General features: G+C 66.8%; 13 protein-coding genes. 4 read left to right on the top strand and 9 right to left on the bottom strand.

What is annotated here, in order from left to right; translation table 11 throughout:
- Positions 1 to 26: 26 nt before the first annotated feature.
- The gene (locus PCA10_RS12085; RefSeq protein ID WP_016492369.1) at positions 27 to 1,418 is read right to left on the bottom strand and encodes a YjiH family protein; all 1,392 of its coding nucleotides are present in this window, start codon (positions 1,416 to 1,418) and stop codon (positions 27 to 29) included.
- 98 nt (positions 1,419 to 1,516) lie between these two features.
- Positions 1,517 to 2,257 (bottom strand): class II aldolase/adducin family protein, encoded by a 741-nt coding sequence (locus PCA10_RS12080; protein WP_197539864.1) that lies wholly within the window; start codon positions 2,255 to 2,257, stop codon positions 1,517 to 1,519.
- 183 nt (positions 2,258 to 2,440) lie between these two features.
- On the opposite strand from PCA10_RS12080, the gene PCA10_RS12075 reads away from it, so the two are divergent.
- Positions 2,441 to 3,346, top strand: a complete 906-nt coding sequence (locus PCA10_RS12075) for a LysR substrate-binding domain-containing protein (RefSeq protein WP_041770229.1) — start codon at positions 2,441 to 2,443, stop codon at positions 3,344 to 3,346.
- 220 nt (positions 3,347 to 3,566) lie between these two features.
- Here the strand turns inward: PCA10_RS12075 and PCA10_RS12070 are convergent, their stop codons facing one another.
- The 4 genes from PCA10_RS12070 to PCA10_RS12055 all read right to left on the bottom strand — a co-directional run bounded on the left by PCA10_RS12070 (position 3,567) and on the right by PCA10_RS12055 (position 7,901).
- Positions 3,567 to 4,547: an IS110 family RNA-guided transposase gene (locus PCA10_RS12070; RefSeq protein WP_016492035.1), complete on the bottom strand. Its 981-nt coding sequence runs from the start codon at positions 4,545 to 4,547 to the stop codon at positions 3,567 to 3,569.
- A 269-nt stretch (positions 4,548 to 4,816) separates the two neighbouring features.
- Positions 4,817 to 5,728 carry a dimethylarginine dimethylaminohydrolase family protein gene (locus tag PCA10_RS12065; protein WP_016492366.1) on the bottom strand — a complete coding sequence of 304 codons (912 nt, stop codon included), beginning with the start codon at positions 5,726 to 5,728 and terminating at the stop codon, positions 4,817 to 4,819.
- 13 nt (positions 5,729 to 5,741) lie between these two features.
- Positions 5,742 to 6,989, bottom strand: a complete 1,248-nt coding sequence (locus PCA10_RS12060; RefSeq protein ID WP_016492365.1) for a Zn-dependent hydrolase — start codon at positions 6,987 to 6,989, stop codon at positions 5,742 to 5,744.
- Between the two features lie 108 nt (positions 6,990 to 7,097).
- A complete protein-coding gene (locus tag PCA10_RS12055) occupies positions 7,098 to 7,901 on the bottom strand; it encodes a helix-turn-helix transcriptional regulator (RefSeq protein WP_144276968.1) in 804 nt (267 codons plus the stop codon).
- 136 nt (positions 7,902 to 8,037) lie between these two features.
- Here PCA10_RS12055 and PCA10_RS12050 point away from each other — a divergent pair, with 136 nt between their 5' ends.
- The 3 genes from PCA10_RS12050 to PCA10_RS12040 are packed head-to-tail and all read left to right on the top strand — an operon-like array spanning position 8,038 to position 10,840.
- Positions 8,038 to 8,811 (top strand): (Fe-S)-binding protein, encoded by a 774-nt coding sequence (locus PCA10_RS12050; RefSeq protein WP_016492363.1) that lies wholly within the window; start codon positions 8,038 to 8,040, stop codon positions 8,809 to 8,811.
- On the top strand, positions 8,811 to 10,223 hold the full coding sequence (locus PCA10_RS12045) for a lactate utilization protein B (RefSeq protein ID WP_016492362.1): 1,413 nt from the start codon (positions 8,811 to 8,813) through the stop codon (positions 10,221 to 10,223). The genes PCA10_RS12050 and PCA10_RS12045 overlap by 1 nt, the downstream gene beginning before the upstream one ends.
- Positions 10,220 to 10,840, top strand: coding sequence for a LutC/YkgG family protein (locus PCA10_RS12040; RefSeq protein ID WP_016492361.1), 621 nt, complete (start codon positions 10,220 to 10,222; stop codon positions 10,838 to 10,840). Before PCA10_RS12045 ends, PCA10_RS12040 begins: the two co-directional genes overlap by 4 nt.
- A 4-nt stretch (positions 10,841 to 10,844) precedes the next feature.
- Here the strand turns inward: PCA10_RS12040 and PCA10_RS12035 are convergent, their stop codons facing one another.
- From PCA10_RS12035 to ilvA, 3 genes are all read right to left on the bottom strand, one after another.
- On the bottom strand, positions 10,845 to 11,873 hold the full coding sequence (locus tag PCA10_RS12035) for a LacI family DNA-binding transcriptional regulator (protein WP_016492360.1): 1,029 nt from the start codon (positions 11,871 to 11,873) through the stop codon (positions 10,845 to 10,847).
- A gap of 185 nt (positions 11,874 to 12,058) precedes the next feature.
- The gene (locus tag PCA10_RS12030) at positions 12,059 to 13,669 is read right to left on the bottom strand and encodes a 5-guanidino-2-oxopentanoate decarboxylase (RefSeq protein ID WP_016492359.1); all 1,611 of its coding nucleotides are present in this window, start codon (positions 13,667 to 13,669) and stop codon (positions 12,059 to 12,061) included.
- 215 nt (positions 13,670 to 13,884) lie between these two features.
- Positions 13,885 to 15,465, bottom strand: a complete 1,581-nt coding sequence (gene ilvA, locus PCA10_RS12025) for a threonine ammonia-lyase, biosynthetic (RefSeq protein ID WP_016492358.1) — start codon at positions 15,463 to 15,465, stop codon at positions 13,885 to 13,887.
- Positions 15,466 to 15,507 lie beyond the last annotated feature (42 nt).

Here is a 15,507-nt window from a genome sequence, read left to right as displayed (position 1 = left end):
GCGCCGCGGGGCGCTCCGGTGGGGCATCAGCCGACGATCAGGTGGCCGAACAGGGCGAGGATCGGCAGGGACACGAGCACTCGCACGACGTAGATCATCAGCAGGTCCAGCGGTTTCAGGCCAATGTCGGCACGAATCAGCAGGATGGCGGCTTCAGTGAAGAAGATGATCTGGTTGACCGCTACACCCACCATGACGAAGCGAGTCACTTCGCTCTGGATGGACGCACCGAGGATCGACGGCATGATGCTGTCGACCATGCCGGCCAGCAGCGCGGGCGCGGCCTTCTCGGCTTCCGGCAACTGCAGCAGCTCCATGTAGGGCACCAGCGGCATCGACAGGTACTTGAACAGCGGAGTGAATTCCACGAGCGACAGGCCCAGGCAGCCGATCACCATCATCGCCGGGTAGACGGAGATGGCGATGTCCAGGCTCACATGCACGCCATGGCGCAGCTGGGTGAGGATCGACGGCGCGGTATCGGCGCGCTCGATGGCGCGGCGCAGGCCCAGGGCCACCAGGCCTTCACCTTCGCGGCGGTCGGTGCGCAGCTGCTTGCCGACGATCGGGTCGTAGGCGTTGGGCTTGCCACGCAGGGGCGGCAGCTTGGGCACGATCAGGGCGCAGACCAGGCCGGTGACGGCAACAGCGCCGTACCAGGGCAGGAACACGTGCTCCATGCCGATCAGTTTCAGCAGCAGGTAGGAATAGGCGATCGACACGATGGAGAAGTTGGTGGCGATCACGCAGGCTTCGCGGCTGGTGTAGAAGCCCTGGCGGTACTGCTGGGTGGTGAGGATGATGCCGACGCTGGAGGCGGCCAGCCAGGAGGCCAGGCAGTCCACCGCGGCGCGGCCAGGCAGGCCGAAGAGCTTCTCGAAGCCACGGCTGACCAGGCTACCGACGAACTCCATCAGGCCATAGTCGGTGAGCAGCGGCAGCAGCACGGCGGAAAGGAAATAGATGGCCAGGACCACCGGGCCGACGTCATAGAGCATCACGCCGCCGGTGTTGCGATGCCAGACCCACTCCGGGCCGATCTTCCAGTAGGTCATCACCATCAGCACGGCGCCGATGACGCGCACGATCGTCCAGCCCATGCCCGGGTTGAACAGCTGGACGAAGCGGTTGGGGTTGTTCTTCAGCGAGCTGAAGGTGACCAGCACGGTGAGCAGGCTGGGAATGGTGGCGACGCCAACGGTCACCGGCACCATCAGCGGCTTGACCACGTCGTTGATGTAGTCGATCAGGAAGGCGATCAGGATGTTGCTCTTGCCGTTGATCTCCATCGGCACCAGGAACAGCATCACGCCGATCAACGAGGGGATCAGGAAGCGCAGCAACTGGGCTGGGCTGTATTGGCTCAAGAGGCCTCCGGCCTGTGGCAGCGCCACCCCGGCTTCGGGTTGTTCGTTCATGGGCTCACACCTTTTTGTAGTTGTAGTGGACCTGGCACCGGCTGGGGCACCGGCACGCTGGCAAAGGGGTTGGGTATTTCACGGTGGAACGGATGGGCTCAGGCGCGGAAGGTGGCATCCAGGCGGTCAAGCCGGCGCAGTTCGGCCTTCCAGACCAGGTCGACGCTTTCCAGGTGGTAGCGCTCGTTCTCCAGTTGCCGTGCGGTGAACTCGCAGGCGTCGTGGTCCGGGACGGTCAGCGGGCGGCCGGTCTTCATGGCTTCCAGCTGAATGCGGCACGCCTGGTCCAGGTAGTACATGCGGAAATAGGCTTCGGCGACGCTGCGGCCGACGGTGAGCAGGCCGTGGTTACGCAGGATGGCGCTGTGCTTGTCGCCCAAGGCGGCGACGATGCGCTGGCGCACTTCCAGGTCCAGGGGAACGCCTTCGTAGTCGTAGTAGGCCACGCGGTCGTAGAACATCATGTTGGTCTGGTTGAGCGGCAGCAGGCCCTCTTCCATGGCGGCGACGGCCATGCCGGCCATGGTGTGGGTGTGCATCACGCACACGGCGTCGTGGCGGCTCATGTGCACGGCGCTGTGCACGGTGAAACCGGCGGGGTTCACCTCGGGGGCGTTGTCGTCCAGCTTGCGGCCGTTGACGTCGATGGCCACCAGATTGGAGGCGCAGACCTCGCCGGGACGCAGGCCATACTGGTTGATCAGGAAGGCTGGCTCGTCCGTCGGCAGCCTGACCGAGATGTGGGTGAAGACCTGGTCGCTCCAGCCGTTGACCTCAAGCAGCCGGTAGGCGGCGGCGAGATCGGTGCGGAGCATCTGTTCGTTCATTGTTGTAGTCATGGAGCCATCCAGCCGGTCAGGTACGGACATCGCAGGGCAGTACGGCGCATCCCTGATGCCTACGCACCGCTTGCGATGCGCCTACCCGTCTATGGTCCTTCGAGGTCGCAGATTAGGGCCCTTGCCCAGGTGCGAATATCGATTTATCTTGCAGATATTCATTCCAAAACGTCATGAACTCAGATGCGCCGACAGCTCCCCAGCATGATTTCCCTCTGCTGCTTTGCCGCCTTCGCCCGGCACATGAGCGTGACCCGTGCTGCCGAGGAGCTGAGCCTCACCCAGAGCGCCGTGAGCCGGCAGATCAAGAATCTCGAGGACATGCTCGGCTGCCCCCTGGTGGAAAAGGTGCGCCAGCGTCTGCTACTGACCGACAAGGGCCGCGAATACGTGCAGGAGGTCGCCCTGCTGCTGGACCAGCTGGAAGCCGCCACCATGCGCGTGCGCAGCAGCCATTCCGGTCGCCTACGGGTTGGCGCCGAGCCCTCCTTCACCACCCGCTGGCTGCTGCCCAAGCTCAAGGCGTACGCCCGGGAACACCCCGAGATCGAGCTGGAGATCATGAACGACCTGCGTCGCCTCTATGACCGGCACGAAGGCTATGACGTGGGGATTCTCTACGGCGACGGCGAATGGACGGAGTTCGAGTCGCGCCTGCTGATGGACGGGGAGATGGTCGCGGTGTGCACCCCTGACCTGCTGGAGCGTTTCGGGCCCATCGTCGAGCGCCGCGACATCCTGCGCTATCCGCTGCTGCACCACAGCTCCCTCACCGACCTGACCAAATCATCCACCCAGCTCTGGCTGCACACGGCCGGCCTGTCGACCAAGGAAGTCGAGGCCCTGCCCGGCCAGCGCCTGGAGCATTTCCAGTTCGTGCTCGACGCCGCCCTGCACGGGCTCGGCGTCACGGTGCTGCCGCGCTTCTTCGTCGAGCGGGAAGTATCCGAAGGCCACCTGGTGATCGCCTGCCAGGAGCCGCTGGTGGCGGGCAGGTACTACGTGGTGTGGCCCAAGCAGAGCCAAGACCCCAAGGCGAAGCACTTCGCCGAGTGGTTGCTCCAATGGGCGGAGCCGCAGTCGGATTGACATCCGGCACGATCAACCAAGCACGAATTATCGCCCTGCCTGCGGAAACCACCCTCTCCCCCATCCCCTCTCCCGGAGGGCGAGGGGTGACTCTCGCCGGCGAGCGCGAAGCAGGTCTGATACCTAAACCGGCCTGAAACGAAGCAGAGAGGATGACGCCGCGCAAAGCGCCCGTTCGGTTCGTAGATACCATCTCTCCGATCAGATGCAACCGACCCTATCAGGTCGGTTGCGGCTGATAGGGTGTCTGCGTCTTGAGCACGCCATAGGCAATCTGCAACAGCTTGCGCATGGCGGCACCCAGGGCGCTCATCTTGGCTTTTCCCCGCGCCAGTAGACGTTGGTAAAGCGCTCTAACCGTGGGGTTGTACTGCTTGGCGACAATCGCGGCCATGTAGAGCTTGGCCCGCAGTCGAGGCTGCCCCGCCTTGGTCAAACGAGGTTTGCCCTTCACCGATGAGCCGGAGTCCCAAGGTCGTGGCACCAGGCCCGCAAAAGCCGCGCATTGTCGGGCAGTGCCAAAGTCGCGGCTGTGCAGAAACGCCAGCAGATGACGGGAGAGGACATCCCCGATGCCCTGGATGCTCTGCAGCAGCTGTCGGTTGCGTTTGAGCTGGTCGTGCCGGTCGATGTGATCGTCGATCTCTTGTTTCAGGCGCTCGGCTTCCTGGCGCAACGCACTGAGCATCGTATCGATGGAGGCCATTACGCTGAGGCTGGCCTGACTGACCTCGGCCTTTTCCCGCCGGTTCAGTTCGCGCTGAAGGTCCTCTTGCAGCGCCTCATAGCGCACGATCATCGCTTTCAGCTCGCGGATTTCCCGCGCTTCCGGCAACCAGCGCCGGGCCTTCTGGGTTGCGCCAAAACGGGCGAGCACCAGGCTGTCTTGTTTGTCCGTCTTACCACGAATGCCCTGGCTGCGCGCATAGTCGCGGACCTGCGCCGGGTTCAGGACAAAGACTTGAACGCCGCGCTCGTGCAGGTAATACGCCAAGGATTCGTGATAGACCCCGGTGGCCTCAAGGAACACCTTCAGTTCCCCGGCTGTGGCTCCGGTGTGCGTGCAACACCAATCAACCAACGCGGCGAAGTCGTCCACTTGATTGGTAAATACCTTGGTTTTGACCTTCAGACTTTCCGGGTCGCGTAGCCACAGACAGTCGAGCTTTTGCTTGCTGACATCGATTCCAATAACCGCCATCTCTCGATCCTTGCCTTGTTCATACAGCCTCACTCCGCTGGAGGGGCTTGGATACCATTCAGGAGTTGGAGAAGTGGGCCGGGAGCACAATCTACGAAACAGAGTCAGGCTCTCAGGATGGGAACGGCTTTCCCGGCCTTGGGCATCAAGGTAGCTAACCTCATTGCCCTGGAGAGATACAAGGATGGGTCGAGCGAAGCGATACCCATCTGAGGGATATCGCAAGCTCGACCCATTCCAGGTTGCTGAAAACCTGAGTGTGTATGCGACTACACCAGATCCCGACGCAGCGGCTGGCACATGCAGTGCACGCCACCACCGCCCTTGGCGATCATGCTGATGTCCGGGTCATAGACCTTCAGCCCCAAGGCCAGGCATTTCTCCTTCAGAGTCAGGCTGGTGGACGGCAGCAGCACCCTGCCCTCGCCCAGGGCCACCACGTTGCAACCCAGCTCCATGGCGTCCTTGAAAGGGATGTCGACGATCTCGATGCCCTTGGCCTTCAGCCAGTCCACCAGCTCGGGCTCCACCGCATCGACGCAGACCGCCGCCAGGCGCTCGGCGAGCATCACGCAGAGCGCGTCCATGTGCACGAAGAAAGGGTCCATGCCATAGAGCTTCACTTCCCAACCCTCGGCTTCCAGCCAGCCCTTCATCTGCTGCACCGCCGGCTCCTGGGAGCGCTCGCCGGTATAGCCGCAGAGGATCACCCCCGGCTGCAGCATCATGAAGTCGCCGCCCTCGAAGGAGCCGGCGCTGATCATGTCGTAGATCGGGATGTCCTTGTCCTTGTAGAACTGGATCACCGGGGCGTACTCGCCACGGCGCCACCACTGGGCCATCTGGGTGACGATCGGGCCGAAGGGCGTCATGACGCTCGAGTCACGGGCGAACACCTGGTACTTGAGGTTCGGGTCGGTGGGCAGCATGTGCACCTTCACCCCCGCCTCGCGGTAGGCGTCGACCATCTCGGCGTGCTGGGTGCGGGCCACGGCGGCGTCGAAGCGGTAGCCCAGGCGCAGGCTCTTCTTCGAGATGGAGCTGGTTTCAAGCCAGTGGTAATGGTCCACCGGGCCCAGCAGCACGTCACGCAGGGTGCCGTATTCGGAGTTCGCGCCCCAGCTTTCCAGGCGCGGGGTGTCGCCGCCGTCACGGCGGTGCTTGAGGGTGAATGCACTCATGGTGTTCTCCAGGTCAGGAATGGGCCATGCGCAACATGGCGTGCAGCAATACGTTGGCGCCGGCCTCGAGGTCGGCGGGGGCGGCGTCTTCCGCCTCGTTGTGGCTGATGCCCCCCTTGCAGGGGACGAAGATCATGCTGGTGGGGGCGACCCGCGACAGGTACACCGAATCGTGGCCGGCGCCACTGCACATGGGCATGTGCGAGTAGCCCAGCTGCTCCACGGCGCCCTGCACCGCGGCCACGCAGTCGGCATCGAAGGCCACCGCCGGCGAATGCCACTCCTCTCGGATATCGGCCGCAAGGCGCAAGCGCTCGGCTTCCTCGGCGACAATGGCGCGGAAGGCCGCGTCCAGCCGGTCCAGCACCGCCTGTTCGGGGTGGCGCAGGTCCACCGCCAGCACCAGGCGCTCCGGCACCGTGTTGCGTGAGCCGGGTTCGGCGCGAATGTCACCGAAGGTCACCCTGGCCCAGGGCCCGTGTTCCTCGGCCAGGCGGTACAGACGCGGGAGAATGCCGGCCAGGCCCATGAAGGGATCGCGGCGCACGGTCATCGGCGTCGGTCCGGCATGCACCGGTTGGCCGGTGAGGGTCAGGTCGTACCAGCGGATACCCTGCACCCCGGTCACCACGCCCACGGTCAGGCCCTCTGCTTCCAGGATGGGGCCTTGCTCGATATGGACTTCGAAGGCGGCGGCCAGAGGGCGCACGCTGGCCGGTTGGTCGCCGAGGTAGCCGATGCGTTCAAGCTCATTGCCGATGCTCAGCCCCTGGCGGTCGGTGCGGCCATGGCCATAGGCGAGGTCGAAGGCGCCGGCCCAGACGCCGGAGCCGATCATCGCTGGCGAGAAGCGCGCGCCCTCCTCGTTGGTCCACACCGCCACCTCCAGCGGAGCGCGGGTGCGCAGGCCGGCGTCGTTCAGCGTCTGGATCACCTCCAGGCCGGCCAGCACGCCATAGACGCCATCGAAGCGTCCGCCGGTGGGCTGGGTGTCCAGATGGGAACCGGTGAGTACCGGCGGCAGGCTGTCGTCGAGCCCGGCGCGGCGGGCGAAGATATTGCCCATGCGGTCGACGCTCACCGTGCAGCGGGCTTCACGGCACCAACCGACGAAGAGGTCGCGACCGGCCCTGTCGAGGTCGGTCAGGGCCTGGCGGTTGCAGCCGCCCTGGGCGGTGGCGCCGATGCGCGCCATCTCCATGAGGCGAGCCCAGAGTCGCTCGCCGTCGATGCGAAGTGATTGGATGTTGGTATTGGCCATTGGGCGCTCTCCCGACTGACCACCGGCATGGGGCCGGCGGTGGATTCGAGAGGCAGCCTAGAGTCGGCGGGCCAACCCAACCATACCCGGATCAGGGTAAGGCCCGGTTCAGGCCGCGCCGGAAGCGGTGGCGCTGGCAAGGAACAGGGAGAACAGCTCGCCCTGGGAGCTGATGCCGAGCTTGGCATGGATGTTCTTGCGGTGGACGCCCACCGTATCGGTCGAGATGGCCAGCTCGTGGGCCACCGACTTGGAGGAGTGCCCACGCAGGATCAAGCGCGCCACCTCCGCCTCCCGCTCGGTCAGGCATCCATCACCGAAACGCTCGAAGGCGCGTTCCAGCTGCCGGTGCAGGGCCTGCCCCGTGCCCTCCCCGTCCACCGGGCTGGTGCCCCAGTGCCGGCGGGCGGCCGCCCCGACGAGGGGTTCGATCGCGCGCAGGGTCGCCAGCTCGACCTCGTCGAAGGCGCCATGGGCGGCGAGGCGCCCCATGGACAGGGCCAGACCGCCGGTACCGGCCAGGTCGATGAGGATGTCCACTTCATCCGCCAGCCCGTGGGACACGTAGAAGCTGCGGTAGTACTCAGATTCCTGGAAGCGGTCCGGAGCGATGTCCGCCAGCCGCAGCAGGCCCCTGCGGCCTTCGATGCAGGCCTGGCGCACCGGGTCCAGCAGGTAGGGCCCCACCAGGTAGCGCTGGATCTCCTCCCGCCGTTCGGGCAGCACCCGGCCCGCCTCTAGCATCGCCGGCGGCCGTCCGGGCACATGGGCGACGATGAAGGCGGTGTCGATGGGCACCGCCGCAAACAGCGATGCCAGCAGCCGCGCGGGGAAATCGGCGCGGCCGATGGCCTCGATCAGCGGGGCTTCCTGGCTCAGCCAGCGGGCCAGGTCGAAGGCTTGGGCGGTCAAGGGCAACTCGTCTCGTGGCGCTCAAAGGCGCCCATTGTCCGACAGCCCAGGCTGCGGGCCAACTCTCGGGATTCGTATTTGACGAAAATGTTATCGCTAACATAGATTATTCGCCCCTTTCCTTTGGAGACGTCCCATGTCCATCAGCCAGAGAAAACCCCGTGTGGGGCTGTTCGTTACCTGCCTGGTGGACCTGCACCGCCCCAGCGTCGGCTTCGCCGCCGTGCGCCTTCTGGAACAGGCGGGTTGCCGGGTCGAGGTGCCGGAAACCCAGACCTGCTGCGGCCAGCCGGCCTACAACAGCGGCGCTGGCGACCTGGTCCGCGCGCTCGCGAAACGGCTGATCGAGGCCTTCGAGGCCTTCGACTACCTGGTGGCCCCTTCGGGCTCCTGCCTCGGCATGATCAAGCGGCACTACCCCGCACTGCTGCAGGACGACCCCGCTTGGCATTCCCGCGCCCAGGCCCTGGCCGAGCGCAGCCATGAGCTGCTGAGCTTCCTCGACGAGGTGATGGACTGGTGCCCCGACAGCGCTTACCCCGGCAGTGTCGCCTATCACGACAGCTGCTCCGGCCTGCGCGAGCTGGGCATCAAGCAACAGCCACGGCGATTGCTGGCCGGCGTGGCGGGGCTGGAACTCGTGGAGATGCCGGAAGCGGAGACCTGCTGCGGCTTTGGCGGCACCTTCTGCATCAAGTATCCGGACATTTCCGCACGCATGGCCAGCCAGAAGGTCGCCAACCTCCACGCCAGCGGCGCCGACACCCTGCTCGGCGGCGACCTCGGCTGCCTCCTCAACATCAGTGGCCGGCTGACCCGCCAGGGCCATCCGGTGCGGGTATTCCATACCGCCGAGGTGCTGGCCGACATGACCGACGCCCCGGCCATCGGCGAAGGCGGGAGGCCCTGATGGAACTGCGCTCCGCCCATTTCCAGCCCAATGCCCGCGCAGCCCTGTTCGATCCGGACCTGCAGGAGGCCATGGCCGACAACCGCCGCTTCGCCGCCCACGTGCGTGAACAGGTAGCTGCCAGCGGCAACTTCCAGGCCCTGCGTGAACGCGCCAAGGCCATCAAGGACCACACCCTGGCCCACCTCGACCACTACCTGGAACGCTATGAAGCGAGCGCACAAGCGCGGGGCATCCAGGTGCACTGGGCCGCCACCCCGGAAGAAGCCCAGCAGCAGGTGCTCGCCATCTGCCGCCAGGCCGGTGCGCGCAGGGTGATCAAGGGCAAGACCATGATCGGCGAGGAGATGGGCATCAACGCGGCGCTCGCCCGTGCCGGCATCCAGCGCTTCGAGACCGATCTCGGCGAGTACATCCTGCAATTGGCCGACGAGCCGCCAAGCCATATCAACGGCCCGGCGATCCACAAAACCCTGCGCCAGGTGCAGGAACTCTTCCACCAGCATCACCAGGAGCTAGGCCGCGAGCACTACCTGGAGGACCCGGCGGAGCTCCTGGCCGAGGCCAGGCGCCTGCTGCGCGGGCACTTCCTGGCGGCCGACGTGGGCATCACCGGGGCCAACTTCCTCATCGCCGAGGACGGCACCCATGTGCTGGTGACCAACGAAGGCAACGGCGACCTTACCAGCCTGCTGCCGCCGGTCCGTATCGTCCTGGCCAGCATCGAGAAGGTGCTGCCGACCCTGGACGATGCCGGCACCCACCTGCAGCTGCTGGCCCTGAGCGCCACCGGCCAGCCGCTGACCAGCTACACCTCGGTGTACGGCGGCGCCGATCCCGACGGCCCCGCGCAATGCCACGTGGTGCTGCTGGACAACGGCCGCAGCGAGATGCTCGCCGGCGCCTTCCGCCCCATGCTGCGCTGCATCCGCTGCGCCGCCTGCATGGACAACTGCCCCGTGTACAACTGGGTCGGCGGCCATGCCTACGGCTGGATCTACCCCGGCCCCATGGGCTCGGTCTGGACACCGAACCTGGTCGGCCTGGAAGAGACCCGCGACCTGCCCAACGCCTGCACCCTGAACGGCCGCTGCAAGGAAGTCTGTCCCATGCAGATTCCCCTCCCCGACATGCTCCGCGAACTGCGCGACCAGCAATGGCGGCGGCAGCTGACGCCCACCGGCAATCGTCTGGGCCTGCGCCTGTGGGCGGCGCTGGCGCGGCGGCCGGCGCTGTACCACCGGGTCACCGCCCTGCTCGCCCGCGGCCTGAAACTGATTGCGGGCAGCCGGGGCCGGCTACGCCGCCTGCCACTGGCCGGCGCCTGGACCGCCGAGCGCGACATGCCCGCGCCCCAGGGCGCCACTTTCCAGCAACTCTGGCAACGACAGCAGAAGGAAAAGCACCAATGACGTCGTCACGTGCAGCCATTCTCGGCAAGGTGCGCCAGGCGCTCGGCCGCAACCAGGGCGACCCGGTCCCGCCGCCACCGCTGCCCGCCGCAATCGCCACGGGCGATGGCGCCGACCTGGCACAACGCCTAGCTGAGCGCTTGACGCTCACCGGCGTGAGCCTGCAGACCCTGGCCAGCCTGGACGAACTCGCCGGCGCCGTGACGGCCTACCTGGCGCGCCATGGCCTCAACAACGCGGTGGCCCTGGCGCCCGGGTTGGCGAACGAGAGATGGCAGGGGCTGGCCGTGGACGTGGGCGGCGCCCTGCCCCATCACCAGGTAGCAGTGACGCGCGCCTTCGCCGCCGTGGCGGCCAGCGGCAGCCTGGTGTTTCTGGCCGGGCCAGATCATCCGCCGCGCTCGGGCTTCCTGCCGGAGCATCATCTGGTGGTGCTGTCCAAGCGACGCCTGCTGGGCCGCCTGGAACAGCTGTGGCCGCTACTGGATGGGCAACCGGGCGAGGCCGTGCACCTGGTAGGCGGCCCTTCCAGCACCGCCGACATCGGCGGCCACCTGCTCTATGGCGCGCATGGGCCGCGTGCCGTTCACGTGCTGCTGGTGGAAGACCGGAACTGAGGATTCAGCGCCGCAGCGCCGTCGACTCCCGCGCCACCAGCTCGCTGCCCACATCCACCAGGGCGTCCCACTGCTGGTCGCCGCGAATGCGCTGGCAGAGCAGATCCACCGTGGCGTTGGCCACCCGTTCGGCGGGAATCCGCACGCTGGTCAGGGACGGCGTGGCGACGCGGGCGATGGGCAGGTCGCCGAAGCCGCAGATGCCGAGCTGGTCCGGCACCCTGATCCCCAGGCGCTGGCAGGTGAAAAGCGCGCCAATGGCCGGCATGTCGTTGGTGAAGAAGGCCCCGTCGCAGTCGATCTCGCCACGGGCGAAACGCTGGATCACCTCCACGCCGTCGTCGATATGCGGCACGGGCGAGGTGTTCAGGCGCAATGGCTCGATACCCAGCCCCTCTTGCACCGCCTGGCGGAAGCCTTCGAAGCGCAGGTTCTCGCGCTCGTCGTCGAAACCGAAGAACGCCGGCCTGCGATAGCCGCACTCCACCAGATGACGCCCGGCCGCGGCGCCGGCCGCCCAGTTGGAGAAGCCCACCACCTGCCCTACCGGCTGGCGGGGCACTTCGCCCTCGGGCAGGTCCCAGAGTTCGATCAGGGGGATATCGGTGGCCTGGAGCAGTTCCAGGGTTTCCGGCGCGTGGTAGCCATAGGCGAGGATCAGGCCGTCCAGCTGGCGGCCGAGGAAGGCCCGCAACAGCTTGCCCTCCTCTTCCTGGGAGAAGCGGGTCTCGCCGATCAGCAGGTGGAAGCCGGCCCGGGCCAGGCCCTGCTGGAGCACTTCGATGGTGGTGGCGAGGATGGGGTTGGTGATGGTGGTGATCAGCGCGCCGATGATGCCGCTGCGGCCGGTCACCAACTGGCTGGCGGCCAGGTTGGGCACGTAGCCCAGCTCGCGCACCGCCTGCTCGACCTTCTCGCGAGTGCGCTGGGAAACCATGTCCGGCTTGGACAGCGCCCGCGACACCGTCATGCCGGAAACACCGGCCAACAGGGCGACGTCCTGCAGGGTGGCGGGTTTGCTCTTGGTGGACATCCTGGCCTCTGGCGCCAAATCGAGGGGGCGCATTATCCCTGAACTGCCTTGGGCGTGGGGCAAATCCCCGTAGGGGCGATTTCAATCGCCAAGCGGACCGCAGGTTCGCCCCGCGGCCCCACAGGGCGGCTGCGCCGCCCCTGGCGAATGAATTCGCCCCTACAGGCCCGATCAGCGCCCCGGTATCAGGCCAGGAACTCGGCGTGCTCCCATACCTCGATCAAGGTTGGGCGGTCGGCCTTGGCGGCGCTCTTCAGCAGCTCTTCCAGGTGCTCCAGGCTGGTGGCCGTTTCGGCGTTGCAGCCGAAGGCACGGGCCAGGCCCTGGAAGTCCGGGGTGTAGATGTCGACGCCGATGGTGGGGATGTCGCGGTTCTGCATGTAGCGCTTGATCTCGCCGTAGCCGCTGTTGTTCCACAGCAGCACGATGATCGGCGCGCCGGCTTCCACCGCCGAGGCCAGTTCCGGCAGGGTGAACTGGATGCCGCCGTCGCCGATCAGCGCGATCACCGGGCGCTCCGGTGCCGCCAGCTTGGCGCCGATGGCGGCCGGCAGGCCGTAGCCGAGGGTGCCGTAGCCGGTGGCGGAGTTGAACCAGCTGCGGGTGCGAGTGGCTTCGAACAGGTGGTTGCCCGAATACACCGGCTGGGTGGAGTCACCCGCCACGATCAGGTCCGGCAGGGTGCGCTGGAGGGTATCCAGCACCTTGCGCTGGCCGTTCCAGGTTTGCGGCCACTGGGCCTCCAGCTCGTCGCGCACCTTGGCGGCGCGCTGGCAGCCGACGCTGTCGGCGCTGAAGGCCGGCGCCGGGTCGAGTGCGGCCAGCAGCGCCTTCATCGCCAGGCACGAGTCGCTGAGGATGGCCACGTCGGCGGGGTAGTTGCGATTGAGCTGCTCGGCGTCGATGTCAACGCGAATCAGCTTGCTCTCGATACGGAAGTTGCCGTCGAACACCACGTCGTAGTCGGTCTCGCCCAGCTCGGTGCCGATGGCCAGGATCAGGTCCGACTCCAGCACCATCTGGCGCACCGGCACCCAGGCCTGGTTGCAGCCCAGCGCCAGCGGGTGGCCCTTGGGCAGCACGCCCTTGGCATTGATGGTGTAGGCGGTGGGCGCATCCAGGGCCTCGACCAGGCGCTGGGCCTCGCCATCGGCGTCGGCGCAGCCGCCACCCAGCAGCACCAGCGGACGCTTGGCCGCCTTGAGCAGCTGCGCGGCGCGCTGGATGGCGTCCGGGCAAGGGCCGGGACGGCTCGGCAGCGCGCCCAGCTTGCGGCGTACGTGGTCGGCCGGCGCCGTGATCACGTCGATCGGGATCTCGATGTGCACCGGGCGCGGACGGGCGCCGTTGAACACGGCGAATGCGCGGGTCAGCACCTCCGGCAGCTCGTCCGGACGCATCAGGGTGTGGCTGAAGGCGGCGACACCGGACACCAGGTTGCTTTGGGACGGCAGCTCGTGCAGGCGGCCGCCGCCCATGCCCAGTTGCTCGGTGTTGTTGACGGCGGAAATCACCAGCATCGGGATGGAGTCTGCATAGGCCTGGCCCATGGCGGTGGTGATGTTGGTCATGCCCGGGCCGGTGATGATGAAGCACACGCCTGGCTTGCCGGAAACGCGGGCGTAGCCGTCGGCCATGAAGCCGGCGCCCTGCTCGTGGCGCGGCGTCACATGACGGATACGGGTATTGGGCAGGCCGCGATACAGCTCCACCGTGTGTACGCCAGGGATACCGAACACGGTATCCACGCCAAATCCTTCCAGCAGCTCAACCAGCAGTTCTCCGCAGGTCAACATGGGCAGTCCTCCAAGGGATCGGTCAACGAATGGGCGCACTCTAACACCAGATTGTTAGCGTTAACATCGCTTTTGTCGGAATCCGTTTGAGCACGGGACGAAGCCTGTAGGGGCGATTTCAATCGCCAAGCGGACCGCGGGTCCGCCCGACGCATGTCGGGGCGGCTAGGCCGCCCTCGGCGAATGAATTCGCCCCTACAACAAGCCGTGGCGGCCTAGCCCAGGAACAGCTTGCAGGCCGGGTTGTCGCTCTCGTCCCAGTAGGGGTAGCCGATGGCGTCCAGGGCCTCGCGCACCGCCCCGCGCTCTTCCACCGGTACCGCCAGGCCCGCCAGCACGCGGCCATCGGCGGCGCCGTGGTTGCGGTAGTGGAACAGGGTGATGTTCCAGCGCCCGCCCAGCTTGTCGAGGAAGTTGAACAAGGCCCCCGGCCGCTCGGGGAATTCGAAGCGCAGCAGCATCTCGTCGCCGGTCTGCGGCGCGCGGCCGCCCACCATGTGCCGCACGTGCAGCTTGGCCAGTTCGTTGTCGGTCAGGTCCAGCACCGGGAAACCCTGAACCTGCAGGCCCTCCACCAGGGCGGCGCGCGGGTCGTTCTGCGGATGGGTCTGCACGCCGACGAAGATGTGCGCCTCTGAGCCTGAGTTGTAGCGGTAGTTGAACTCGGTGATCTGCCGCCGGCCCAGCGCCTGGCAGAAGGCGCGGAAGGCGCCGGGGCGCTCTGGCAGGGTCACGGCGATGATCGCCTCGCGCTGCTCGCCCAGTTCGGCGCGCTCGGCCACATGACGCAGGCGGTCGAAGTTGATGTTGGCCCCCGAGTCGATGGCCACCAGATGCTCCCCGCTCAGGCCTTCGCGCTCCACGTAGCGCTTGATCCCGGCCACGGCCAGGGCGCCGGCGGGTTCGGTGATGGAGCGGGTGTCGTCGTAGATGTCCTTGATCGCCGCGCAGATCTCGTCGGTGCTCACCGTCAGCACCTCATCGACGAAATGCCGGCAGACCTCGAAGTTGTGCGCGCCGATCTGTGCCACCGCCACGCCATCGGCGAACAGCCCCACCTGGCTCAGCACCACCCGCTCGCCGGCGGCCAGGGCGGCCTGCAGGCAGTTGGAGTCCTCCGGCTCGACGCCGATCACCTTCACCTCCGGGCGCAGGTACTTCACGTAGGCGGCGATGCCGGCAATCAGGCTGCCGCCCCCCACCGGCACGAAGATGGCGTGCAGCGGGCCGCCGTGCTGGCGGAGGATTTCCATGGCCACGGTGCCCTGCCCGGCGATCACGTCCGGGTCGTCGTAGGGCGGCACGAAGGTCAGGCCCTTCTCCTCGGCCAGGTGCAGCGCGTGGGCCAGGGCATCGGGGAAGGCGTCGCCGTGCAGCACCACCTTGCCGCCACGGGAGCGCACACCCTGGACCTTAAGCTCGGGGGTGGTGCACGGCATCACGATGGTCGCCTGCACGCCCAGTTCGCGGGCGGCCAGGGCCAGGCCCTGGGCATGGTTGCCCGCCGACGCGGCGATCACCCCGCGCGCGCGCTCCTCGGCGCTCAGCTGCACCACGCGGTTGTAGGCGCCGCGGATCTTGAAGGAATAGACCGGCTGCAGGTCCTCGCGCTTGAGCAACACCTGGTTGCCCAGTCGCTCGGACAGCTGCCGCGCCGGCTGCAACGGGGTCTCGATGGCGACGTCGTACACCGGTGCGGCGAGGATCTTGCGCACGTAGTGCTTGAGCAGCCCCTCGCGTTCATTCAGAGGTTGCTCGCTGAGTCCGTCGCCGGGTCGGGTAGTGAAGGTGGTCATGCTGGGCTCCTGGTTTCGATTTCGGCGCCCAGGAGACAGAAG

Origin of the sequence: Pseudomonas resinovorans NBRC 106553 (assembly GCF_000412695.1) — a bacterium.
Taxonomy (GTDB): Bacteria; Pseudomonadota; Gammaproteobacteria; order Pseudomonadales; family Pseudomonadaceae; genus Metapseudomonas; species Metapseudomonas resinovorans_A.
The sequence above is the reverse complement of the archived record's forward strand: the minus strand, read 5'-3'. Positions and strand labels throughout refer to the sequence as shown.